The sequence below is a fragment of the Ruegeria sp. HKCCA5929 genome, from assembly GCF_013034525.1.
Classification (GTDB): Bacteria; Pseudomonadota; Alphaproteobacteria; order Rhodobacterales; family Rhodobacteraceae; genus Ruegeria.
This window is the reverse complement of record NZ_WQGE01000007.1, coordinates 112925-137435: the sequence shown is the minus strand read 5'-3', so window position 1 is coordinate 137435 and position 24511 is coordinate 112925. Positions and strand designations below refer to the sequence as shown.

Annotated in this window: 24 protein-coding genes; 20 read left to right on the top strand and 4 right to left on the bottom strand. The window is 56.9% G+C overall.

Annotation, left to right across the window (positions count from 1 at the left end; genetic code table 11):
- The first annotated feature begins 35 nt into the window (after positions 1-35).
- From hpaD to GOV90_RS16720, 6 genes are all read left to right on the top strand, one after another.
- Entirely contained in the window at positions 36-878 is an 843-nt protein-coding gene (hpaD, locus tag GOV90_RS16745) for a 3,4-dihydroxyphenylacetate 2,3-dioxygenase (RefSeq protein WP_171095184.1), read from the top strand.
- Positions 879-989: 111 nt separating this feature from the next.
- Entirely contained in the window at positions 990-2387 is a 1398-nt protein-coding gene (locus GOV90_RS16740) for a pyridoxal-dependent decarboxylase (protein WP_171095182.1), read from the top strand.
- The gene (locus GOV90_RS16735) at positions 2384-3238 is read left to right on the top strand and encodes a fumarylacetoacetate hydrolase family protein (RefSeq protein ID WP_171095180.1); all 855 of its coding nucleotides are present in this window, start codon (positions 2384-2386) and stop codon (positions 3236-3238) included. Before GOV90_RS16740 ends, GOV90_RS16735 begins: the two co-directional genes overlap by 4 nt.
- Entirely contained in the window at positions 3235-4035 is an 801-nt protein-coding gene (gene hpaH / locus GOV90_RS16730; protein ID WP_171095178.1) for a 2-oxo-hept-4-ene-1,7-dioate hydratase, read from the top strand. Before GOV90_RS16735 ends, hpaH begins: the two co-directional genes overlap by 4 nt.
- Before the next feature lie 11 nt (positions 4036-4046).
- Complete coding sequence (locus GOV90_RS16725) at positions 4047-5102, top strand: aldolase/citrate lyase family protein (RefSeq protein ID WP_171095176.1); 1056 nt, start codon at positions 4047-4049, stop codon at positions 5100-5102.
- A 252-nt stretch (positions 5103-5354) separates the two neighbouring features.
- Positions 5355-5945: a hypothetical protein gene (locus GOV90_RS16720; RefSeq protein WP_171095174.1), complete on the top strand. Its 591-nt coding sequence runs from the start codon at positions 5355-5357 to the stop codon at positions 5943-5945.
- A gap of 24 nt (positions 5946-5969) precedes the next feature.
- Here GOV90_RS16720 and GOV90_RS16715 read toward each other — a convergent pair whose 3' ends face one another.
- Genes GOV90_RS16715 through paaG form a run of 4 tightly spaced genes read right to left on the bottom strand, consistent with a single transcriptional unit; the run spans position 5970 to position 9118 of the window.
- On the bottom strand, positions 5970-6566 hold the full coding sequence (locus GOV90_RS16715) for a TetR/AcrR family transcriptional regulator (protein ID WP_171095172.1): 597 nt from the start codon (positions 6564-6566) through the stop codon (positions 5970-5972).
- 3 nt (positions 6567-6569) lie between these two features.
- Positions 6570-7880, bottom strand: coding sequence for a phenylacetate--CoA ligase PaaK (paaK, locus tag GOV90_RS16710; RefSeq protein WP_171095170.1), 1311 nt, complete (start codon positions 7878-7880; stop codon positions 6570-6572).
- A 24-nt stretch (positions 7881-7904) separates the two neighbouring features.
- Positions 7905-8330 (bottom strand): hydroxyphenylacetyl-CoA thioesterase PaaI, encoded by a 426-nt coding sequence (gene paaI / locus GOV90_RS16705; protein WP_171095168.1) that lies wholly within the window; start codon positions 8328-8330, stop codon positions 7905-7907.
- A 2-nt stretch (positions 8331-8332) separates the two neighbouring features.
- Positions 8333-9118 (bottom strand): 2-(1,2-epoxy-1,2-dihydrophenyl)acetyl-CoA isomerase PaaG, encoded by a 786-nt coding sequence (paaG, locus tag GOV90_RS16700; RefSeq protein ID WP_171095166.1) that lies wholly within the window; start codon positions 9116-9118, stop codon positions 8333-8335.
- A 103-nt stretch (positions 9119-9221) separates the two neighbouring features.
- Between paaG and GOV90_RS16695 the strand changes: the two genes are divergently transcribed.
- The 14 genes from GOV90_RS16695 (at position 9222) to GOV90_RS16630 (ending at position 24284) form a co-directional block, all read left to right on the top strand.
- Positions 9222-11255 carry an FAD-dependent oxidoreductase gene (locus GOV90_RS16695; RefSeq protein WP_171095165.1) on the top strand — a complete coding sequence of 678 codons (2034 nt, stop codon included), beginning with the start codon at positions 9222-9224 and terminating at the stop codon, positions 11253-11255.
- Between the two features lie 70 nt (positions 11256-11325).
- The gene (locus GOV90_RS16690) at positions 11326-12345 is read left to right on the top strand and encodes a TRAP transporter substrate-binding protein (protein WP_171095163.1); all 1020 of its coding nucleotides are present in this window, start codon (positions 11326-11328) and stop codon (positions 12343-12345) included.
- 57 nt (positions 12346-12402) lie between these two features.
- Positions 12403-12906, top strand: a complete 504-nt coding sequence (locus tag GOV90_RS16685) for a TRAP transporter small permease (protein WP_171095161.1) — start codon at positions 12403-12405, stop codon at positions 12904-12906.
- Positions 12906-14258, top strand: a complete 1353-nt coding sequence (locus tag GOV90_RS16680; RefSeq protein ID WP_171095159.1) for a TRAP transporter large permease — start codon at positions 12906-12908, stop codon at positions 14256-14258. Before GOV90_RS16685 ends, GOV90_RS16680 begins: the two co-directional genes overlap by 1 nt.
- The gene (locus tag GOV90_RS16675; protein WP_171095158.1) at positions 14258-15445 is read left to right on the top strand and encodes a cytochrome P450; all 1188 of its coding nucleotides are present in this window, start codon (positions 14258-14260) and stop codon (positions 15443-15445) included. The genes GOV90_RS16680 and GOV90_RS16675 overlap by 1 nt, the downstream gene beginning before the upstream one ends.
- Before the next feature lie 117 nt (positions 15446-15562).
- A complete protein-coding gene (gene paaZ / locus GOV90_RS16670) occupies positions 15563-17593 on the top strand; it encodes a phenylacetic acid degradation bifunctional protein PaaZ (RefSeq protein ID WP_171095156.1) in 2031 nt (676 codons plus the stop codon).
- 61 nt (positions 17594-17654) lie between these two features.
- A complete protein-coding gene (locus GOV90_RS16665) occupies positions 17655-18470 on the top strand; it encodes a PaaX family transcriptional regulator C-terminal domain-containing protein (protein WP_171095155.1) in 816 nt (271 codons plus the stop codon).
- Positions 18471-18691: 221 nt separating this feature from the next.
- Complete coding sequence (pcaF, locus tag GOV90_RS16660) at positions 18692-19894, top strand: 3-oxoadipyl-CoA thiolase (protein ID WP_171095153.1); 1203 nt, start codon at positions 18692-18694, stop codon at positions 19892-19894.
- Between the two features lie 15 nt (positions 19895-19909).
- Entirely contained in the window at positions 19910-20887 is a 978-nt protein-coding gene (paaA, locus tag GOV90_RS16655) for a 1,2-phenylacetyl-CoA epoxidase subunit PaaA (protein ID WP_171095151.1), read from the top strand.
- Between the two features lie 18 nt (positions 20888-20905).
- Positions 20906-21190 (top strand): 1,2-phenylacetyl-CoA epoxidase subunit PaaB, encoded by a 285-nt coding sequence (gene paaB / locus GOV90_RS16650; RefSeq protein WP_170404692.1) that lies wholly within the window; start codon positions 20906-20908, stop codon positions 21188-21190.
- Positions 21190-21957 carry a 1,2-phenylacetyl-CoA epoxidase subunit PaaC gene (gene paaC / locus GOV90_RS16645; RefSeq protein ID WP_171095149.1) on the top strand — a complete coding sequence of 256 codons (768 nt, stop codon included), beginning with the start codon at positions 21190-21192 and terminating at the stop codon, positions 21955-21957. Before paaB ends, paaC begins: the two co-directional genes overlap by 1 nt.
- A gap of 6 nt (positions 21958-21963) precedes the next feature.
- Positions 21964-22422 carry a 1,2-phenylacetyl-CoA epoxidase subunit PaaD gene (paaD, locus tag GOV90_RS16640; RefSeq protein ID WP_171095147.1) on the top strand — a complete coding sequence of 153 codons (459 nt, stop codon included), beginning with the start codon at positions 21964-21966 and terminating at the stop codon, positions 22420-22422.
- A 13-nt stretch (positions 22423-22435) separates the two neighbouring features.
- Positions 22436-23509 (top strand): 2Fe-2S iron-sulfur cluster-binding protein, encoded by a 1074-nt coding sequence (locus GOV90_RS16635; protein ID WP_171095145.1) that lies wholly within the window; start codon positions 22436-22438, stop codon positions 23507-23509.
- A 13-nt stretch (positions 23510-23522) separates the two neighbouring features.
- On the top strand, positions 23523-24284 hold the full coding sequence (locus GOV90_RS16630; RefSeq protein ID WP_171095143.1) for a Phenylacetic acid catabolic protein: 762 nt from the start codon (positions 23523-23525) through the stop codon (positions 24282-24284).
- The last annotated feature ends 227 nt before the right edge of the window (positions 24285-24511 follow it).

Genomic DNA, 24511 nt, shown 5'->3' with positions numbered 1-24511 from the left:
TCCGGGATCACCAGAACGCATTAGGAGGAACCGTCATGGGAAAGATCGTACAGGCCGCGAAAATAACGCATGTGCCCAGCATCTGGATGTCCCACACGATGCCAAAATATAAAGGTATCCGGCAATCTGCCATCGATGGGTATGCCCGCCTGCGTCAGGACGCGATAGACCGCGAAGTCGAGACGTTCATTGTGTTCGATACCCATTGGATCACCAATCAGGGCTTTCACCTGAACACTAAGGAGCACCATAAGGGTCGCTTCATCAGTCACGAACTGCCGCATATGTTGGCTGATATGGAGTTCGACTATCGTGGCGATCATGAACTCGGGGAAACGATCCTTGATGTTCTGCGCGAGCGTGGAGAGCGCGCGCTCGGCCATTCGCACCCAGATATGGGTATGGAATACGGAACTCTGTTGCCCATGCATTTCATCAACGAAGGGGTGAATGCGCGGGTCTTGCCCGTGGCTGTCAATCAATTCTCTTCAATTGCGGAAAACCGGGTTTGGGGTGAGGCCATTGCCGAAGGCATCCGGCGTTCTGACCGCAATGTGTCTGTTCTGGCATCAGGGTCTCTCAGCCATGATTTCACCCCGAATGAACGATCGGTCGAAGGGTTGAACGCGGTGAATGGTGAGTTCAATCGCCAGATGGATATGCGGGTGTTGGAATTGTGGGAGCAGGGCCGTTTTGAAGAGTTCCTTGAAATGCTGCCCGACTATGCCAAAAAATGCACCGGAGAGTGTGCAATGAACGACACCGCCTTGTTGTTCGGGGCGCTGGGCTGGGGCAGCTACAAGGGTAAGATTGACATCTATACCCCATACTTTGGCAGCTCTGGCACGGGTCAGGCAAATGTCAGCTTTTCGGTCTGACATCAGGCATCAGGGATTGCTTCATTAGATCAAAACGTATCGGTTTGTTACGACCGCTTATCTCGCAGGGTCGCTCGGGATGAGTTTTCTGCGACAACAAAAGGCTAACGCATGGATTGGGACACGTTTTCGCATTGGGGCCAGCACATTTCAAAATGGGCGGCCGATTACCATAAGACACTTGCGGAACGCCCCGTGCGCGCGCAGACCGCACCGGGGGAAATCGCAGCCCAGCTTGTGGCAACCCCACCCGATGCGGGTGAACCGATGGATGCCATCATGGCTGATTTTGAACGGATCGTGATGCCAGGCATCACCCATTGGCAACACCCACGCTTCTTTGCCTATTTTCCAGCCAATGCCGCGCCCCCGTCGATGCTGGCCGAGATGCTGGTCACGACAATCGCGGCGCAATGCATGTTGTGGCAAACCTCACCAGCCGCGACTGAGGTCGAGGGCGTCATGGTCGACTGGTTGCGGCAGGCACTTGGACTGCCCGAAGGTATGACCGGAGTTATTCAGGACAGCGCCTCATCCGCCACTTTGTCGGCGGTTCTGACGATGCGGGAACGGGCCACGGGCTTTACCGGCAACCGCGAAGGATTGAACACCAAGGGCGCGCTGCGAATTTATTGTTCCGATCAAGTGCATTCGTCCATCGACAGGGCTTGCTGGGTCGCGGGGATTGGACAGGACAATCTGGTCAAGCTGCCCACGCAGGGGACCAGCTTTTCAATTGACGCCTCCGAGCTTGAAGCTGCCATTCAACGCGATCTAGCCGCCGGGCATGTCCCTGCTGGTATCATTGCCATCACGGGCGGAACCGGTGTTGGGGCCTGTGATGACTTGGTGGCGGTTGCAGATATCGCGCAGAAACACGACCTTTACACCCACCTGGACGCAGCCTGGGCCGGATCGGCCATGATCTGCCCTGAATTTCGCGAAGCCCTGTGGCAGGGTGCCGACCGCTATGACAGCATTGTTTTCAACCCGCATAAATGGATGGGCGCGCAATTTGATTGCGCCATCCAGTTCTTGCGGGACGCCGCGCCGCAGCTCAACACGCTAAAGATCGAGCCGGAATACCTCAAGACAACCGGAGCAGAGGTGACGAATTACTCGGAGTGGACGATCCCACTGGGGCGCAGGTTCCGGGCGTTGAAGATCTGGTTTCTATTGCGCTCATACGGATTGGAAGGACTGCGCGAACGCATCCGCAATCATGTGACTTGGGCGCAGGAACTCGCTGATCAGATCGGCGCGATGGAGGGGTTCGAGATCACGACCGGCCCGATTCTAAGCCTGTTTTCGTTCCGGTGTCCGGGAGACGATGCAATGCAGCAGCGGTTGGTCGACGCGTTGAACGATGATGGCCGGATTTATCTCACCCAAGGCATGTTCGACGGCCGCAAGATCATCCGCTTTCAGGTCGGGCAATTCGATACAACCCGAGATGACGTGCTGATTGCAGCCGAAGTGATCAGGGACGTGTGGGAGACACTTGAATGAAGTTTGCAACTTTCTTAGCGGGTGAGGAACGGTTTTTCGGAGCAATCACTGACGACGGTGCGATTGCATTGAACCAAGCGTTCCCCGATCACGACAGCCTTTACGAGGTGATTGTCGCGGGGGCGTTCGAGCAACTTGCAGAGGCCGCTGAGGGCAAAGCCGTCACGCATACCGAATTCACCTATGACATGGTCATGCCAGATGCGCGCCGCATCCTGTGTGTCGGCGTAAACTTCCCTGACCGGAATGCCGAATACAAAGATGGCAGCGAACAGCCCAAGTACATGTCGCTGTTCCCGCGCTTTGCCAGCGGGTTCACCGGTCATGACCGCCCTCTGGTCCGCCCACCGGAAAACCACACTCTGGACTATGAAGGCGAAGTGGCCATCGTGATTGGCAAGGCTGGTCGGCGCATTTCAAAGGACGATGCATACAATCACATTGCCGCGCTGACCTTGTGCAATGAAGGCACCATTCGCGACTGGGTGCGGCACGCAAAGTTCAATGTCACGCAAGGTAAGAACTGGGACAATTCGGGGGCCATTGGTCCATGGCTGGTGCCGTTCACTGACGCGGCCCAACTGGATGATGCCCGCATCCAGACCCGCGTGAACGGTGAGCTTCGACAGGACGATACTCTGAACCGCATGATGTTCCCGATCCGGCGCGAGATTGAATACATCTCGACCTTCATGACGCTTCAGCCGGGCGACATTGTTGTCACTGGTACACCAACCGGGGCAGGGGCACGGTTCGACCCGCCGAAATACCTGGTGCCGGGAGATGTGGTCGAGGTGTCCGTCGAAGGTATCGGAACCCTGCGCAACACGGTGGAGGACGAACAGGTATGACGCCCGAAGACCACGCCCGAGCCGCCGCCGAACTGCTGCAGGCCGAACGCAGGCGCGAACAGATCGGCCTGCTTAGTCTGCGCCACCCTGAGATGGGTATGGATGACGCTTATGAGATTCAGAACGCCATCTATCGCCAGAAACTGGCCGAAGGGCGCAAAGTGATCGGGTGGAAGATTGGGTTGACTTCGAAGGCGATGCAATACGCCTTGAACATCGACATTCCCGACAGTGGAATTTTGTTTGACGACATGGCGTTTCACAATGGCGCGACCGTTCCGGCAGGCCGTTTCATTCAGCCCCGGATTGAGGCCGAGATCGCCTTTGTTATGAAGTCCGCCGTCGGTGGCGAAAACGTATCACGCGACGACATCATCGCGGCCACGGATTACGTCGCCCCTGCACTGGAAATTCTGGACACTCGCATACAAAGAGTGGATTCCGAGACCGGCAAGGCGCGCACTGTCTTTGACACGATCAGCGACAACGCCGCCAATGCAGGCATCGTTTTGGGTGCCGAACGCCACGCAGTTGATGCCTTTGATCTGCGTTGGGTTGGGGCGCTTACCTTCCGTAATGGTGAGATCGAAGAAACCGGTCTGGGTGCTGGTGTGTTGAACGACCCTGTTGAAAGCGTGGTCTGGTTGGCGCGTCGCATGGCGCAATATGGTCAGAGCATCGAACCGGGGCAGATTATTTTGTCCGGCAGTTTCATCCGCCCCGTCGAATGCCCCTCGGGCGCCAAAATTCACGCGGATTTCGGGCCGTTCGGCTCGGTCGATATCAATTTCGCCTGAAAGGAATACCAATGCCTGCGCCACAAAATGCATTCAAGGCTGCGTTAAAGGCCGGCTCTCCACAGATCGGATGCTGGGTTGGTTTGGCCAATGCCTATGCGGCCGAGATTGCCGCCACAGCGGAGTTCGATTGGTTGCTGGTTGATGGGGAACATGCGCCTAACGACCTGCAATCGATCCTGGAACAGGTGCGCGTGATTGAGGGGTCCGGCAGTGTGCCGGTTGCACGCTTGCCGATCGGCGAAACCTGGATGATCAAGCAATATCTGGACGCCGGTGTTCAGAATATTCTGGTGCCGATGGTCGAAAGCGGCGACCAAGCGCGCGAACTGGTGCGGGCCGTTCAGTATCCACCGCATGGTGTTCGAGGTGTTGGATCATCGTTGGCGCGGGCGTCACGCTTTGCTGCGATCCCGGACTATTTGAAAACCGCCGACGAACAGATTTGCCTGCTTGTGCAGGTCGAGAACAACAATGGCATGGACGCGCTGGATGATATTCTGGCGACTGATGTGGACGGGGTATTCATCGGACCCGCCGACCTGGCCGCCGATATGGGTCATCTTGGGGATGCGAACCACCCTGAGGTGGTTGCCGCAGTGTTGGATGCAATCCATCGGATCGTGATGGCAGGCAAGGCCGCCGGGATTTTGACACTGGACCCGAGTCTTCAACGCAAGTGCCTGGATCTTGGCGCAACTTTCGTGGCCACCAGTATCGACGTGACCTTGTTTGCCAAAGCAATCCGGTCTGCCGCTGTCGCGGGTCTGAGCCTGCTGCCTGATCAGACCGCGACAGGCATTGCGCAAACGAGCGCGGCCTCAAAATACCTGCAGCAGCTCTGCAAACACTGGTCGCACAAGGCCGAGATCTCCTTTGATGGAACGCAGGGCAGCGTATCTTTCCCTGACGGCGATCGGGTGACATTGACAGCAGATGCAACCACTTTGACGGTGACCGCCACAACCGGCCCGCGTGGCGATCTGCGTCGTTGGAAACAGGTTATCGAGACGCATTTGATCCGCTTTGCATTTCGAGAAGACCTGAGCATCGACTGGACAGCTTGATGTTTTTGATGCGGTAACCCTAAATGCTGATGTGAGGCGTGGGTTAGTTCAAAAGGGTCGATGCTGAAGGTTGTTGTCCATCAAGGGTTTCACAAAACCGGAACCAGAACCCTGCAAACGATGCTGTACAGGAACCGTTTCCGGTTAAAGACCCGAGTCAATGTTTTGGTGCCACGGAATTTGAAAGACGCTGGTGTTGCCGCGCGCCGTTTTTCAGTGGTACCGGAAGAAAGAACGCTTGAAAAATTTCGTATGAAATTCCGTCAGGTTCTGCTGTCGTTGGATGGCCACTCTGAATTGCCGTTGCTGATCAGCAGCGAAGAGTTTGCAGGCATGATCCCGGGGCGCAAGGGTGTGTGGTCCTATGGCCAAGCGCACATCCTTGCCGAAGTTATCTGGGAGGAAATCAACAGACTCACAGACAACAAGGCGCGGATCACATTCTTTTACACGACCAGAGATACCGCGGATTGGATCAAAAGTGTGTATTGGCAGAACATTCGCGGAAACAGAATTCAAGAAGACCTGTGCGAATACATTGAACTGCTGAACCCGGGCGCGGAGCTCGATGGCGTTGTGGCTCGGGTCTCGGATCAGATGTCTTCACGAGCGGACGTTATCTCTTTGAACACCTCGGGTTTAAGCGATCGTCTGTTTCCTGTCACCAAGGTGCTTTCGATTTTGAATGTACGGTCGGACGATCTGAAGCCCGTCAACAACCTGAATGTTCAGCCAGTTGGGGCTGCAGAACACTTTCTTGATCTGAACCGATCAAATATGTCGGACGAGGATGTTATGGTCGCAAAACAAGCCTACCTAAAGAGGTTCAAAGCTTCGACATAGCGTATTGTGAGCCGCGCCGCGCGCCTACAGCTTTTGCACGCCATGCACTGTCAGCGTGCTGACCAGATCGGCATAGTCTTCGCGGGCTTTGGGGCCCGCGCCGGTGTTCCACATGTAATACCAGTTCAGCATCCCAAAGACCGACATCGTGGCACCGCGCAATTTATCTTTGGCATCGTCGAAAGCCTCGGGAGACAACTCTTTGAGGATGTCGCGTACAAAATTCACCAAATCAAGCTGATAGCCTCGCAGAAGTTTCTGCTGATCGTCCGTCAGCGCGCTCATGCCGCTGATTTGTACACGGTGTTCGTCATCCGCGCCCTGATAGGCAAACAGGATTTCGCGCACCGCTGTGCGCAGCTTCTGCTCGGGGTTCAAACCGCTCAGATCCACGTTGCAAATCCGATCCCTTAGCTCGCGCAGATAGGTTTCAAGGATGTCATACAGGATGGCATCCTTGCTGTCGTAGTAGTGGTAGATGTTGGCCTTCGAGATCCCGCACTCTTTGGCGAGCAGTGTCATCGACGCGCGATCAAACCCCTGATCGGCAAACACTTTGGCCGCCATTTTCAGGATCTGTTCCCGCTTTTGGTCGTGGTCTTTAGCGATTGTTCGGGCCACGGTTTATTCCTTATCGCGATTGTCGACGACACGCTTCGCCTTGCCCTGAGAGCGTTCGACGTCGCCGGGGTCACCTACAACAATTTCCGTTGAAACGCCAACGACGTCCTTGATCCGCTTGGTCAGCATGCGGGCCGCCGCAGTTTTGGAGAGTTCGTCGGTGGAATCGGTTGAGGATTCAACAAAGACCCGCATCGCGTCCATGCGGCCCGACTTATACAATTCGATCTGATAATACGGGGCAAGACCCCCCGTCGCCATGACCTGTTCTTCGATCTGGCTGGGGAAGACGTTGACGCCGCGCAGGATCATCATGTCGTCGCTGCGACCTGTGATCTTTGCCATCCGGCGCATGGACCGTGCTGTTCCCGGCAGCAGGCACGTCAGGTCGCGCGTGCGATAACGGATCATCGGCAACCCTTCCTTGGTCAGGGTTGTGAACACCAATTCGCCGGTTTCGCCGTCGGGCAAAACCTCACCAGACACGGGGTCGATGATTTCCGGCAGGAAATGATCCTCCCAGATCACCGGGCCGTCTTTGGTTTCAACGCATTCATTGGCCACCCCAGGACCCATGATCTCGGACAGGCCATAGATATCGACCGCATGCATATCAAACGCGGCTTCGACTTCGGCTCGCATGGCGTCTGTCCAGGGTTCAGCACCAAACACTCCAACCTTCAATGAGCTTTCGCGGGGGTCGAGACCGGCCTTGTGGAACTGCTCAAGGATATTGAGCATATAGGACGGCGTCACCATGATCCCGTCGGGCCGGAAGTCGTTGATCAGGTTAACCTGCTTTTCGGTTTGCCCCCCGGACATGGGAACAACGGTCGCGCCAAGGCGTTCAATCCCATAGTGGGCACCCAGCCCGCCGGTGAACAGCCCATAACCATAAGCATTGTGGACCATGTCGCCTTTGCGCAGTCCCGAAGCACGTAAGGAACGCGCGCCCAAATCCGCCCAGTTGTCGATGTCATTCTTGGTGTAACCCACCACGGTCGGTTTACCAGTCGTGCCCGAGGACGCGTGAAGACGAATGATCTCGCTGCGCGGAACTGCGAACAAACCAAACGGGTAATTGTCACGCAGATCGTTTTTGTATGTGAACGGAAACTTCGAAAGGTCGGACAGTTGCTGTAGATCGTCGGGATGCACTCCGGCCTCGTCAAACCGCTGTTTGTACATCGCAACGTTGTTGTATGCGTGGCGTACGGACCACTTGAGCCGTTCAAGCTGTGTGGCGCGAATTTCATCGATCGAGGCGATCTCGATCGGGTCAAGATCCGCTTTGTTCGGGGATAGGTCTTCCATCGCGTCACTCCTCCAGTCGCGAAGCTATTCTTGAAAATTCTGACCGCCCACTGCGCGGGACATGCCGCGAAACTCGGCGATCAGAGTGTTGTTTTGGTTGGTGACGCGAACGTCATAGATACCGCTGCGTCCGGACACAGTGACCTCTTTCGCGGTGGCTGTCAGACGGTCGCCTTTGCTTCCGGGGGCGAGGAAGCTGATCATTGTGTGTTGCGCGACGGTTGCCTTGTTTCGGCTATTGCAGGCAAAGGCGAAGGCGCTGTCGGCCAGAGCGTGGGTGACGCCCCCATGGCATGTGCCATGACCATTGCAGTGATGGTTGGCGACGGTCAGTGTCAGAACTGCGTGGCCTTCGTCAATCTCGACAAGTTCCATGCCGAACCATTTGCTTGCCTCGTCATTTGCCCACATTGCAGCAGCGGATTTTTCGGCGCGTTCTTTTGGGGTCATCCTCAACGTCCCTGAAAATGCGGTGCGCGTTTTTCGAGGAAGCTGGATACGCCTTCTGCGTAGTCCGCGCTTTCCCCGCAAGTTTTCATTGCGTCAGCTTCAATTTCAAGCTGATCTGATAGGGATGTGGTGGCCGCGGCTTGAATGCATTGTTTAGTCAAGCCCAGCCCGAGCGTGGGGCCGTTGGCCAATTGCGCGGCAAGCGTGCGCGCCTCGCTCATCAGTTGATCGTCGGGCAGTGCTTTCCAGATCAGTCCCCAATCCTCTGCCTGTTTGGCTGAAAGAGGTTGAGCGGTTAGCGCCAACCCCTTAGCGCGTGCCTCACCCAACAGGCGCGGCAAGTGCCAACTGCCACCCGTATCCGGTATCAGGCCGACCTTGGAAAAGCTCTGAATGAATTTGGCATTTTCCCCGGCCAGAACCATGTCACAGGCCAACGCCAGATTCGCACCTGCACCTGCGGCGACCCCGTTTACGGCGCAGATGACCGGGAACTCCAGGGACCGGATCAACCGGACCAGAGGAGCGTAAAACGTTCGTACCGTTTTGCTCAGATCCGGAGGGCCATCCATTTTGGATGGATCGCGATCGCCCAGGTCTTGACCTGCGCAGAACCCGCGCCCGGCACCGGTCAGCAATATCGCGCGGCCCCCGTTGTCGCGCGCGGTCTTCAACGCGTCTTGCAGGGCGACGTGCATGTCTTCATTGAACGCGTTCAACTTGTCTGGGCGGTTCAGGGTAATTTCAACCCAGTTCCCGTGGTCTTGTGCAAGTATCGTATCGCTCATGACTGTCTCTTCTGGCCTCATTTCAACTTAATCATTGCATTAACCGAACGGTTGGTCAATATATAAACCAGTACCGAATCTGGTCCGATTAAAAGGGTTGTCGATGTTGCAGTCGTCGCTGGTGAGCGTTGAATTCAAGGGTGACGTGGCTTGGGTCACGGTCAACAACCCGCCAGTGAACGCGACCTCTACCGCAGTGCGGCGGGGGCTGTCCGACGCAGTTGATGCGGTTCAAGGTGCGCGCGTGGCGATTCTATATTGCGCGGGCAGGACCTTCATTGCGGGCGGTGACATGTCCGAGTTTGATGCACCGCCAGTCGAGCCGCATTTACCGGATGTTGTTCAGAAGATCGAAGACAGCAAAGTGCCGTTTGTCGCCTGTATGCACGGCAATGTGCTGGGCGGCGGGTTCGAAATTGCCATGGCCTGTGCGTGGCGGATCGCAGCGCGGGATACCGGTTTTGGTTTGCCCGAGGTCAATGTGGGGTTGATCCCCGGGGCAGGGGGCACTCAACGTTTGCCGCGTCTTGTGGGGATGCAAGCTGCAATTGAGATGGCGTGTTCCGGCAAGATCATGAAAGCTGAAGCATTGGCGGAACTCGGGGGCATTGATGAGATCGCCGACGACCTATTGGATGCAGTTTCGGAATTTGTTGCCGATTTGCCCGAACGTCCACTGCCTGTCAGTCAGCGCACTGTACCGGACTTTGCGCCCGATCTGTTTGAAACAAGCCGTCTGGCGTTGCAGAAACGCGCCAAAGGGCAACAGTCGCCACTGGAAAACCTGAGCGCTCTCGGCTGGTCCGTTGAGCCATTCGCTAAGGGGCAACCGAAAGAACGCGCCCGCCATCTGGCCCTGCGCCAAAGCGCTGAAAGCCGGGCGTTGCGCCACGCATTCTTTGCTGAACGCACCGTATCCAGACCTGCGTTGATCAAGGGCGCTACTGCGCGCGACATTTCCCGAATTGCCGTTGTGGGCGGCGGGCTGATGGGCGCAGGCATTGCTACGGCCGCCCTGAATGGTGGATTGTCGGTCACTGTGATCGAGCAAAACGCCGAGGCAGCATTGGCGGCGAAGGGGCGGGTTGAATCTCTGCTTCAAGGGGCTGTTAAACGGGGCAGGATGTCCGAGGCGCAGCTGCGAGACCACCTGTCCAAATTCAAGGCTGCCCATAGCTATGCCGCAGCTGCGGATGCCGAGTTGGCTATCGAAGCCGTGTTCGAAAGCTTGCCCGTCAAGCAGGCGGTGTTTGCGGAACTGGCTAGATACATGAACCACGATGCCATCCTGGCCACGAATACATCCTACCTGAACCCGGTGGATATTTTTGCAGGTGTTGAAAACCAAACCCGCTGCATTGGTCTGCATTTCTTCAGCCCGGCCCATGTGATGAAGCTGCTTGAGATCGTACATACGCCTTATACGTCGCCTGAAGTTTTGGCCACAGGTTTCGCCTTGGGCAGAAAGCTGCGGAAAGTGTCGGTTCTTTCGGGTGTCTGCGATGGGTTCATAGGCAACCGCATGCTGGCGGCGTATCGGCGCGAGGCTGACTATTTGCTGGCTGATGGGGCGCTGCCTTATCAGGTGGATCAAGCGATGCGCGCGTTTGGGATGCCCATGGGACCTTATGAGCTGCAGGATCTGACCGGTCTTCAAATCGCCTGGGCCAACCGCAAGCGCAATGCCGCAATTCGGGAGCCAAACGAACGCTATGTGCCCATCCCGGATCAACTGTGTGAGATGGAGCGTTTTGGTCAGCGTGCGAGCAAGGGTTGGTATCGTTACTCGGATGGCGACCGCACACCGATCCGCGACCCTGAGGTTGAGGCGTTGATCGAAGACTACTCGGCTGAACAGGGCATCACCCGCCGAAACTTTACCGAGCAGGATATTTCCTCGCGTATTCTGGCGGTTCTGGCCAACGAGGGGGCTTTGATCATCCAAGAGGGTATCGCAGAGAACGCGGATGCTGTCGATATGGTACAAATCCATGGATACGGTTTCCCGCGTTGGCGTGGAGGGCCAATGCACTACAGCAAAGAGATCGGTATCGACGTGTCTCACGCAATGATGCTGACAGTTGCAAACGAAAACCCTGGGTCGTGGCGCATCGCGGACCGTGGAGGGAACCATTAACATGTTGATGGTTACAAAAGCGACCATTAACGCATTCTTGACTCATGTTTCACTGGGAGGAGACAGAACCATGAAATTCACCAAGCTAAGCACCTTACTGGCATCGGCTGCGCTGGCCGTTACGGGCACAGTGGCACTGGCGGCAGATTACACGCTGACCATTTCCAGCTGGGCGCCGCCGACCCATGGCATCAATGCCAAGATGTGGCCGAAATTCGTGGAGATGGTTGAAGAGGCGACAGACGGTCAGGTCACGGCCGAACTCAAGTTGGGCATTGCGCCGCCACCGGCACAGATGGACCTGATTATGGATGGCGCGGCAGATGCGTCGATCATCTTCCATGGTTACCAGCCGGGTCGCTTTGTCACCACCAAGATGATCGAACTGCCCGGATACGAGGGTTCGGCCGAGGACGCCTCGGTCGCTTATTGGCGCACCTATGACAAGTTTCTCAAAGAGGCAGACGAACATCGCGGCGTGAAGGTGATCGCTCTGCACACGCATGGCCCTGCCCAGTTGCATTCCAGCAGCCCTGTGACCTCTCTGGATGAGGTCTCGGGTCTCAAAGTGCGTATCCCGGGTGGCGTTGGCGGGGACGTCGGCACGGCTCTGGGTGCGACCGGCATTCAGGTGCCTGCGCCGAAAGTCTATGAAACCCTGGCCTCGAAAGCTGCGGATGGGGTTGTGATGCCCTTTGAATCCCGCAAAGGGTTCAAGCTGACCGAAGTGGCGCAAAATGTTTACGAAGTTCCGGGTGGTCTATATCGCGGATCGTTTGCCTTCATCATGAACGAAGACACTTTTGCCGATCTGCCCGCCGATCTGCAGGCCGCGCTGGAAGAGAACGTCTTTGGTGAACCGCTGAGCCGTGAGATTGGCAAGATCTGGGACGAGATCGACGCTATCGGTCGCGAAGCAACCGAAACCACCGAAGGCAACGCGATCAACGCGGCCTCTGTTGAAGATCTTGAGAAATTCAACACGATTGCCGTCGATGTACGCGCCAAGGTCATTGACGAAGTCAACGGCGCGGGTATCGACGCTCAGGCCGCTTATGACATGATCGTAAGTGAAATGGCTTCGCAGTAATGCAGCCCGGCTGGCGGGCGTGACCCGCCAGCCCTTTTCACCCGCCGGGGACCAATCATGCACTCACTCGTGACCTTTGCGCGACGCATCAGTGTCGTTCCGACGCTGCTGGCCTGCGTGGCGCTATTCATACTGATGGTGATGACCTTTTTTGACGTCATCCTGCGCTCTGTCTTCAACGCGCCAATCGAGGCTGCAACCGAGCTGACGCGGATTCTGATGGCGATCCTTGTCTTTTCGGTCCTACCGATAATCTCGGCCGGACGCGGACAGATCGCTGTGGACCTGACAGATGGAATTTTCGCACGTATGCGGTTAAGCCGAGCGCGTGACGCGATTGTATATCTGGTATCCGGTATCATGCTGATCTGGCCAATTCAGCGCGTGTGGGTGCTGGCAGAGCGGGCGCGGGATTACGGCGATGTCACCGAATACTTGTCGATTCCTGTCTTCTATGTGGGCTGGTTCATCGCCGCCTTCACCGCGATCACTGCTGTCGCGATGATCATCACCGGGATTTTGCACATTTTTGCCCCCCAAGCCTTGTCGGAGCACTCCTGATGACTGCCGCTTTGATCGGTTTCGCCCTTGTCCTTGTTCTTGTGCTGCTGCGCCTGCCCATTGTGTTTGCGATGGGGCTCGTTGGGACGCTTGGCTTTGCATATGAACGCGGAGGCAGCATCCTGTCCGAACGTGGATTGAAGGCCGCGATGTCCATGGTGGGCCGCCAGATCACTGATACGGCGCAGGATTACGGGCTGTCTGTTGTGCCACTGTTCATCCTGATGGGTCTGTTCGTCAACAAGGGCGGCCTTGCGCGCGAACTTTATGCGGTATCGAATGCCTTCCTGGGCCATTTCCGCGGCGGCATCGCCATGGCAACGGTTGCGGCCTGTGGTGGGTTTTCTGCCATTTGTGGCTCGTCGCTGGCCACGGCCGCAACGATGTCCAAAGTCGCAATGCCGGAAATGCGTCGCTATGGTTATTCGGATGAGCTGTCGACGGCGTCGATTGCTGCCGGTGGAACACTGGGCATTCTGATCCCGCCATCGGTCATTCTGGTGATCTATGGCCTTTTGACCGAAACCTCGATTGGCAAGCTTTTCGTTGCGGGCATCATCCCCGGTGTGTTGGGCATTCTGTTTTACCTGCTGGCGGTGCGTTGGACCGTTTGGCGCAGACCCGACGCCGGACCAGCAGGAGAGCGGCACGGCTGGGGCGAACGCCTTTCGGCGCTGCGCTCGGTCTGGGCCGTGCTGCTGCTGTTCTTCCTTGTGATCGGCGGGTTGTACGGGGTGTTTGACTTCTATCCGCTGAACCTGACCTTCAGCCCGACCGAGGCAGCTGGCATGGGCGCAATGGGTGCCTTCCTGATCGCGTTGTCTCGGGGTGGGCTAACCCTTGGTTCCACCTTTGAAGTGTTGAAAGAGACCAGTTTCACTGCTGCGGCATTGTTCTCGGTTCTGATCGGGGCGCAGATCTTTTCGAACTTCATCAACTTGGCCGGTCTGCCCGAAGCTTTGATCGCATTGGTCACGGCCTATGAGGTGGAGCCGTTTGTGGTGATCCTGATGATACTCGGGATCTACATCATTCTGGGCTGTGTCTTTGAATCACTGTCGATGCTGCTGCTGACAGTGCCGATCTTCTTCCCGCTGGTGACATCGCTGGGATATGATCCGATCTGGTTTGGCATCGTTGTCGTTGTCGTGACTGAGATCAGCCTGATCACTCCCCCAGTCGGTTTGAACGTGTTCATTCTTAAAGGTGTGGTGGGGGATGTCTCGACCGGGACCATCTTCAAGGGCGTCACTCCGTTTTGGGTGGCAGATATCTTTCGTTTGGCGCTGATTGTTCTGGTGCCATGGCTGGTTCTGGTTCTGCCTGAACATATGGGGGCGATGGGTCACTGATGTTCTCGCTGACCGCACTTCCAACCGGTTTTCACGCAGACCCTTATCCGGCCTATTCTGCGCTGCGCGAAGACACGCCCGTCTGCTTTCAAGCCGATGGGTCTGTCATCCTTTCGCGCTATGACGATCTGGATCTGGTGTATCGGGACACAAAACGTTTCATTTCGGACAAGAAGGCGGTTTTTGGGCCGAAATACGGGGTCGACAGCCCTTTATTCGAACATCACACGACCAGTTTGGTGTTCAATGATCCGCCTTTGCACACCCGTGTTCGTAAGGTGATGGTCGGTGCGATGAACCCGCGCGCGCTGGCGCAGATGGAGCCGGGTCTGGTGCAGCTGGTCGACAGCTTGCTGGACCAGATGCAGACCAAGGGCTCTGTTGAGTTGATCGAGGATTTTGCCGGGGCCATCCCGATTGAAATCATCGGCAACTTACTGGGCATTCCCCGATCCGAGCGCGGACCCCTGCGGGATTGGTCTCTGGCCATTTTGGGCGCTTTGGAGCCTCAGCTGACTCAGGAACAAGAAGACTGGGGCAATCGCGCGGTGTCTGACTTCAAGGCATTCCTGCGCCACATCATAGATGATCGTCGCGCCAATCCAGGTGACCCATCAACGGACGTGCTGACACGATTGATGCAGGATGACACCGATGGCGGGTTGACCGAGGTCGAGCTGTACCAGAACTGCATTTTCATCCTGAATGCTGGGCATGAGACCACGACCAATCTGATCGGCAACGCGCTGGAGCTGCTGGACCGGCACCGTGACAAGCGTGCCGAGTTGCTGGCCGACCCGGAGCTCATAAACACAGCCGTGGACGAGTTTCTGAGAATGGAAAGCCCCAACCAATTCGGCAACCGTATGACCACCGAGGATATCGTTTTCCACGGCCAAACCATTCCCGCCGGAACAGATATCCATCTTTGCATCGGAGCCGCCAACCGCGACCCGCGACAGTTTGAGCAGCCCGATGAAGTGATGTTGGACCGGCGCCCCAACAAACACCATGCCTTTGCTGGTGGGCCACACACCTGCGTTGGCCTGACTTTGGCCCGTATGGAGGGCCGCGTGGCGGTTGGGCGGTTTCTGGCCCGCTTCTCGGATTACTGTATCGCCGATGGTGCTGAACGCGGTGGCCGTATCCGGTTTCGGGGTTTCGCGCGATTGCCCGCGCAGGTTTGAAGGGTACGGTTTGTGGTGTTGCTGTGCAAAAATAACGACCGACCGTACGGTTAAAGATATGACCTCACACGTTCGACTTGGTGATGTGAGGATCCAGACACTGATGAGGAGACGCTCATGACCATCCAACAGATATCCAGCTTTGCCGCCGGTGCATGGGTGCCGCCTGGTGCCGGGGCGCGCACTATTTCCAGCGCCGTAACGGGCAAGGTGTTTGCAACTGCGGGCAACGCGGCACTGGATGTGCAAGGAATGCTGGACTATGCGCGCGACGTCGGCGGGCCGGCCCTGCGCAAGATGACCTTTCATGAGCGGGCCAAAATGCTCAAGGCGGTGTCGCTGCATTTGGGTCGGCACAAGCAGGCGCTCTATGATCTGTCTTTCAACACAGGCGCGACGCAGTCGGACCACATGATCGACATCGACGGCGGCATTGGCACAATGTTTGTCTTTGCCTCGAAAGGACGCCGGGAAATGCCGGACGGGCATGTCTATCTGGACGGTGATGTTGAGCAACTATCGCGCAACGGGACGTTTCTGGGCCAGCACGTCTGCACCCCGTTACACGGCGTGGCGGTTCACATAAATGCGTTCAACTTTCCGGTCTGGGGTATGTTGGAGAAACTGGCGCCAACTCTGTTGGCCGGTGTTCCGGCCATCGTTAAACCGGCGACGAATTCTTGCTACGTGACCGAGCTGTGTGTGCGGTTGATGTTGGAATCCGGTATTTTGCCCGCCGGGGCGCTTCAGTTGGTGTCGGGCGGTTTGGGCGACATGCTGGACCGTTTGACCCTGCAGGATGTGGTCAGCTTTACCGGCTCGGCGGATACGGCGCTGAAACTGCGATCCAACCCCGTGATCCTGGAAAACTCCGTACGGTTCGTCGCCGAACAGGACAGCCTGAACTGTTCGATTCTTGGCCCTGATGCCGTACCGGGTACGCCTGAGTTTGACCTTTTCGTCAAAGAGGTCCAGCGCGAGATGACGGCGAAGGCTGGTCAGAAATGTACCGCAATCCGTCGGATCATCGCGCCGGAGGTGCAGGTGCAAGCCGTGATCGAGGCGTTGTCCGCGCGGCTGGCCAAAACCGTTATCGGCGACCCAAGGCTGGAAACCACCCGCATGGGCGCGTTGGTCTCGAATGGTCAGAAACGTGACGTTCTGGAAAAGGCGGCGATCATTGGCCAAGAGGCCGAGCGTGTCTTCGGCAACCCGGATGATTTTGCGGTCGATGGAGCAGATCCCGAAAAAGGAGCGTTTCTGCCGCCCATGCTTTACCATTGTGCCAACCCTGACGCGGCGCAGCGTGTGCATGATACCGAAGCTTTTGGGCCGGTCAGCACGGTCATGGGCTATCGCGATCTCGACCATGCGATTGAACTGGCAAACCGGGGGCAAGGATCTTTGGTGGCATCGGTCATTACGCATGACCCTGACGTGGCGCGTCAGGTCGCCATTGGGGCAGGGGCCTATCATGGGCGTTTGTACTTCAACAACCGTGACTCGATGAAAGAATCTACCGGTCACGGTTCACCTTTGCCTCATATGGTGCATGGCGGCCCCGGGCGCGCCGGCGGCGGCGAAGAGATGGGCGGCGTGCGTGGTGTTAAGCACTATATGCAAAGGACAGCCATTCAGGGCTCACCTGACCTACTGACCGCGATTGGAAACAGATGGGTGCCCGGCGCGACGGAGGTCAAAGGCTCTGCCCATCCCTTTACGCGCAGGTTTCATGACCTTGCAATTGGCGAGACGATTTACACGGAACCCCGCACCATCACCATGGAAGATATCGAACACTTCGCCACTTTCACGGGCGATACCTTCTATGCCCACATGGATCAGGCTGCGGCGGAACGAAACCCGTTCTTTCCGGGTCGCGTCGCCCATGGCTATTTGTTGCTGTCATTTGCCGCTGGATTGTTTGTCGAACCAAATGAAGGGCCGGTGCTGGCCAATACCGGTCTGGACGGGTTGCGCTTTATGAAGCCGGTTGAAGCCGGTGACAGCATCAAAGTGCGCCTGACGGTCAAGGCCAAAACCAAACGCAATGACGAATATGGCGAAGTTCGTTGGCACGTCACGCTGATCCAGCAAGATGACGAACAGGTCGCAGAATATGAGCTGTTGACGATGGTTGCTTACTAGCTACTTGGATGCGTGCGATGGGCCGGATGGTATTTCCCTTCGGCCCGATTATACTTCGTGTATGAAAGACATCAGCCCTGATTGGTTCGAAACCTGTGTCAGTCAACTGACCAACACCGGCACACAGCGGGTGTGGTCAGTGCTGGTTACGATATTTGGAGATTTGGCGCCCAGCGGATCGGACCAAGTCAGTGGCAGCTTGATCACGGCGCTCACCAGTCTGGCCGGAATCAAGTCTGAGGCGACGCGTGTTGCATTGCATCGGCTGCGGAAAGAAGGTTGGATCGAAAGTACGCGGGTGGGGCGCACCAGCGTGCACCGCTTGACGGATTTTGGTCGCAGCCAAAGTGCCGCCGCCGCGCCGCGTATCTATTCCCGCGAGACCGAAAAGCCCGACATCTGGCATGTTCTGATCGCCAGCGGTTCTGAAAGTTCCCGCAAAGAACTGTCAGATCTGATGCTCATTGGTGATTATATCTCTGTCAATGCCTCTACGGCCATGGCGCCGGGCTCGGCCCCTGATGGGCTGGAAGACCTGCTGGCGATTGAAAGCAGTGCTGTATCAGTGCCCGATTGGATGCGGGATCTATGTGGACCTGAACCTCTGAAAGACGCTTACAGTCAGTTCTGGACCACACTTCAGTTCGTCGAACAGCATTTGCCCGCCAAGGGGATGGACGACCTCCTGCAAACTGCCGTTCTGCGTGTTCTGATCGTTCATGGGTGGCGGCGGCTTATCCTGCGCCATCCCCCTTTGCCACCTGCCTTTCTGCCAGAAGACTGGAAAGGTGCGGAGTGCCGACAGTCCGTGGCGCAGCTGTTAGACAGGTTGCCTCGCCCGAGCCTTGCGTCACTGGAAGCCGTATTGGGGGATTGAGACCGAGCGGGACGTGAGTGTCGCCCGGTCAGCTTAATGTTGTTTGGATCACCGCCCTAATCGGCCCCGAATATCGCAACGATAAAGTTCTGACTTTATATGTTACAAAAATGGTGAGCACGGTCAAAAAAAGGTAACATAAAGCTTGCCTCGAATCGGTTGCTTTAATAAAAACCGACCAGACGGTTAATGAATACTAACGCGAACAGGAGGCCTCGGACATGGACGCATTCATTTGCGACGCGACGCGTACACCGATTGGGCGGTATGGCGGAGCGCTGTCTTCGGTTCGCACGGATGATCTTGCGGCTTTACCACTAGCGGCGTTGAAAGAACGCAACCCTCAGGTCGATTGGGCCAGCGTCGACGATGTGATCTATGGTGATGCCAATCAGGCCGGAGAGAGCAACAGGAACGTTGCACGCATGGCGGCCTTGTTGGCCGGGCTGCCGATCGACGTTCCGGGCACAACGGTAAACCGTCTTTGCGCCAGCGGTATGGATGCCGTTGGAATGGTAGCCCGCGGCATCAAGGCAGGCGATTACGATCTGGCCATTGCGGGGGGCGTGGAAAGCATGTCCCGCGCACCATTTGTGATGCCCAAGGCAACTTCGGCGTTCACTCGCAACAACGCGGTATACGACACCACGATCGGCTGGCGTTTCGTGAACCCGAAGATGAAGCAGGACTACGGCGTGGATTCCATGCCGCAGACTGCTGACAATGTGGCCGAAGACTATGGCATCAGTCGTGAAGATCAGGATGCCTTTGCTGCACGCAGCCAGGCCCGGTGGGCGGCCGCTCATGCGGCGGGTGTTTTCGGCGATGAAATCACTCCGGTTTCGGTACCACAGCGAAAGGGCGACCCGTTCATTGTGGATACGGATGAACACCCGCGTCCGGGAACCACAGCAGAAAAACTGTCAGGTCTCAAAGGGGTGAACGGATCGGAAAAGACCGTCACAGCGGGCAATGCTTCGGGTGTAAATGATGGCGCGGCAGCCATTCTGATGGCGAATGAGGCGGCAGCGGCCAAGAACGGTCTGACCCCGATGGCCCGTGTGGTGGGGATGTCGGTTGCGGGTGTTCCACCGCGTGTGATGGGCATCGGCCCGGTGCCTGCCAGCCGCAAGGTTCTGGCCCGTGCAGGGCTGAGCATCGAACAGATGGATGTGATCGAATTGAATGAGGCATTTGCCTCTCAGGGTTTGGCAACATTGCGCGAGTTGGGCCTGCCGGACGATGCGCCCCACGTGAACCCCAATGGAGGGGCCATCGCTTTGGGCCACCCACTGGGCATGAGCGGCGCGCGTCTGGTGCTGACCGCAGCCTATCAATTGAAGCGAACCGGGGGTCGCTATGCGCTCTGCACCATGTGTGTGGGCGTCGGGCAGGGCGCGGCCCTTATTCTTGAACGCGTGTAACGGAGGAGACGGGACATGTATGCTCAGATGGTTAAATCCGAAGCATCAAACGAAGATCCGGAGAAACTGGCAGAGTTTCAGGCGCGGATTGATGCCGATATCAAGATCGAGCCCAAGGACTGGATGCCTCAGGCTTATCGTAAGACCCTGATCCGTCAGATCGGTCAGCATGCGCACTCTGAGATCGTGGGGCAATTGCCCGAAGGCAACTGGATTACCCGCGCACCGACGCTGGAGCGCAAAGCGATCTTGTTGGCCAAGGTGCAGGATGAAGCCGGGCATGGGCTTTACCTCTACTGCGCAGCTGAGACGCTGGATGTCAGCCGGGACGAGATCACCGAGATGCTGCTTGACGGGCGTATGAAATACTCGTCGATCTTCAACTATCCGACGTTGAACTGGGCCGATATTGGTGCTGTTGGATGGCTGGTTGACGGTGCGGCGATCATGAATCAAGTGCCGCTGCAACGCACGTCTTACGGGCCTTATTCACGCGCGATGATCCGTATCTGCAAGGAAGAGAGCTTCCATCAGCGGCAAGGTTACGACGCGATCCGCAAAATGGCCGAAGGCACGCCCGAGCAGCGCAAGATGGCTCAGGATGCGATGAACCGCTTCTGGTATCCGTCACTGATGATGTTCGGCCCGTCCGACAAGGACTCGGTCCATTCCGCGCAGTCGATGGCGTGGAAAATCAAGATCAATACCAACGATGAGCTGCGTCAAAAGTTTGTCGACCAGACCGTGCCGCAGGCCGAGTATTTGGGCCTGACCATTCCCGACCCAGACCTGAAATGGAACGAAGAACGCGGGCACTACGATTTTTCAGAGCCCGACTGGTCGGAATTTTTCGACGTGATCAAGGGCAATGGCCCATGCAACGTGGATCGTCTCGCTGCACGCAACAAGGCCTGGGACGACGGGAAATGGGTGCGGGACGGTCTTTTGGCGCACGCCCGTAAGAAGCAATCCGGCAATCTGGCAGCAGAGTGAACCCAAGGAGGAAACCCGATGAATAACGAATGGCCCCTGTGGGAAATCTTTATCCGCGGCCAACACGGTATGAGCCACCGACATGTTGGATCGCTGCACGCCCCGGACGCAGAAATGGCAATCAAGAACGCGCGCGACGTCTACACGCGCCGTAACGAAGGCGTTTCGATCTGGGTTGTCGAGGCAAACAACATCTCGGCCTCATCGCCCAGTGATAAAGGCCCTCTGTATGAGCCCAGCGAAAGCAAGGTGTATCGCCACCCGACTTTCTTTGACATCCCCGAAGAAGTGGGGGCGATGTAATGAGTGTTTCTGTTTCCAACGACGCTTTGCATCAATTCCTGCTGCGGATGGGGGACAATACGCTGATCCTTGGCCACCGGGTCAGCGAGTGGTGCGGGCACGCGCCGGTTCTGGAGGAAGACATCGCGCTGGCCAACACTGCGTTGGATCTGATCGGACAGACCCAGATGTGGCTTGGTCTTGCGGGCGAGATTGATGGTGGCAAAAGCGCTGACGATCTGGCCTTTCTGCGCGACGCTTGGGATTTCCGCAATGTACTGCTTGTCGAGGTTCCCAACGGCGATTTCGGTCGTACACTGATGCGTCAGTTTCTGTTCGACGCATGGCATTCGATCATGCTGGGGCGCTTGATGACTTCCTCGGACGAACGTGTCGCTGCAATTGCTGCCAAAGCCAGCAAAGAGGTTGCCTATCACCTCGAACGCTCAGGCGACACGGTTGTGGGGCTGGGCGACGGGACCGAGGAAAGCCATGCCCGAATGCAGGAAGCCCTTGATTATCTGTGGCCCTATGTCGGTGAGATGTTCACCAGCGACGAGGTCGACGTCCAGATGGCCGCTGCAGGTATCGCACCCAATCCGACAGACTTGCGTGAAGAATATGACGCTTTGGTCGGAAGGATCCTGACCCAGGCAACACTGCGCATTCCAGAAAGCCAGTTTGCCCATAAGGGCGGGCGTGACGGGCGCATGCATACCGAGCATCTGGGTCATCTGCTGACGCAGATGCAATGGCTGCAACGCGCCTATCCCGGAGCCAAGTGGTGAGAGCGGATGCAATCCTCGACTGATCAGATCTGGAACTGGCTGGATACGGTGCCCGATCCCGAGATCCCGGTGATCTCGGTCGTGGATCTGGGCATCGTTCGCGATGTGCGTTGGGACGCCGGAACGCTGGTTGTGACCGTCACGCCAACGTACTCAGGTTGCCCAGCAACGTCTGTTATCAGCATGGATATCGAAACCGCGCTGCGAGATCACGGGATTACCGAGGTGCGGATCGAAACCAGCATTTCGCCCGCCTGGACCACCGATTGGCTGAGCGAAAAAGGCCGCGCCAAGCTGGAAGACTATGGCATTGCGCCACCGCAACCGGCAGGTGGGCCAGAACGGTGCCCCCATTGCGGCAGCAAGGCTGTTGAAAAAGTCAGCCAGTTCGGCTCGACCCCATGCAAGGCCCATTGGCGCTGTACCGACTGTCTGGAACCCTTTGACTATTTCAAGTGCATCTGAGGAGGAGCACCGGATGGCACGTTTTCATGACCTGAAAGTCACCGACATCCACAAAACCATCCGCGATGCGGTTGTCGTGACGCTTGAGCCTGTGAATGGCGCAGCGGAACAGTTCGATTTCACCGCGGGTCAATACCTGACCTTCCGGCGTGATTTTGAAGGCGAAGAACTTCGCCGCTCGTATTCGATCTGCGCGGGAAAGGATGACGGCGTTCTTCAAGTTGGCATTAAACGCGTCGAAGGGGGCGCTTTCTCAAGCTGGGCCAATGCAGAGTTGAGCGTTGGTGACGTTGTTCAAGCGATGCCGCCAATGGGCAGCTTTCATGTGCCAATCGAAGCGGACGCGGAAAAACAATACCTCGGCTTTGCTGGCGGATCGGGGATTACACCCGTCCTTTCGATCCTGAAAACAACGCTGGCGCGTGAACCCAAGTCCCGCTTCACGCTGATCTACGCCAACAAAGGCATCAACACGATCATGTTCCGAGAGGAGCTGGAGGACCTGAAAAACCTCTATATGGGTCGCCTGAACGTGATCCATATTCTTGAGACCGACGCGCAGGAGATCGACTTGTTCACGGGGCTTGTGACGCAGGAAAAATGCGGTGAGCTGTTCGAACACTGGATCAACATCAAAAACGTGGATACGGCCTTTATTTGTGGACCAGAGCCAATGATGCTGGGGATCGCCGCCGCTCTGCGAGATCACGGGCTTGAGGACAGCCAGATCAAGTTCGAGCTATTTGCCAGCGCCCAACCTGGGCGGGCCAAGCGCAAGACAAATGCAGCAGAGGCGGGCACGCAGGCGAACCAGACTAGCGCTTCAATCACTCTGGACGGCTCGACCCAGACAGTAACCCTGCCCAAGGATCAATCCATTTTGGACGCAGCCTTGGAAAACGCTATGGACGCGCCATACGCGTGCAAGGCCGGAGTTTGTTCCACCTGTCGCTGTCGCATTCTGGAAGGCGAAGTCGAAATGCTCGCCAATCACGCGCTCGAGGATTACGAGGTCGAAAAAGGCTATGTGCTGAGCTGTCAGGCTTATCCGGTGACCGACTGTGTGGTCGTGGACTACGACCAGTAAAGGGAGAGGATCAATGACCGAAGCCATGACACTCGACAGCTACCTGGCCGCAGGCGGTGTACTGACCAATCCGACAAACGTGCCACCACGCTACCGCGCCGAATTGATGAAGCTGATGGCCACCTTTGTGGACAGCGAATTGGCAGGCGCCGCGGGTTTTGCGGATATCATCAATCAGGGACCGGGCATCAAGGAACGGATCGCGGCAGCAAAAATAGTGCTTGAGAAAACCGATCATGCAGACCGTGTTCTTAAAATAATGGGCGAGTTTGGCGCGGATACCGAACGATACGCCACGCACCATCCATGGACTGCGCGACTGGATCGCGATGACGATATCGGCGCAACGCGCAGCGCACATGACATGCGCCTTGCTGTGTTCAATTATCCGATCTCGGGCTGGACCGACGCTGTGATCATGAACCTGTTGATGAGCCGCGCGGTGGCCGAGCAACTGGCTGAGTTTTCGACGGTTTCCTACCAACCGCTGGCTGAAGCCTTCCGACAGATCGCCCCTGTCGAAGCACATCATGGCGCACTTGCCCTGGAAGGCGCAGTGAAGCTGGCAGAAGGCGGAGAAACAGAGCAGATGCAACATGCCGTGGACTATTGGTGGCCCCGCGTCGCGCTGTCCTTTGGTGGAGATGATCCGAAACGGTTCGCTTTCCTGACTTCAATCGGTTTGCGTCACAACCGAAACAGCGCTTTGAAAGAACGTTGGAGCCAATCGGCACAGGCCGCTCTTGGGCAGTTGGGTCTGACCACACCCGAATAACTTCCTAATTTCCCCGTTTCGCCTTTCTGCAATGAAAGGCTCTTCCAAGCGCCGCGCTGCACCAAAGACCTTTTTGCTGCGTTTAAAGCGGTCAAATTGCGACATTGGCTGGTCGATTCAAACAACCTCCTCCGCTCATTCGCGCCCAAGATGGTGCTAACGCGCGTGGGAGGACACAATGCGGTGCAACCAAACCCTGATCACTCAGATGTGCCTCTGTCTTCCTG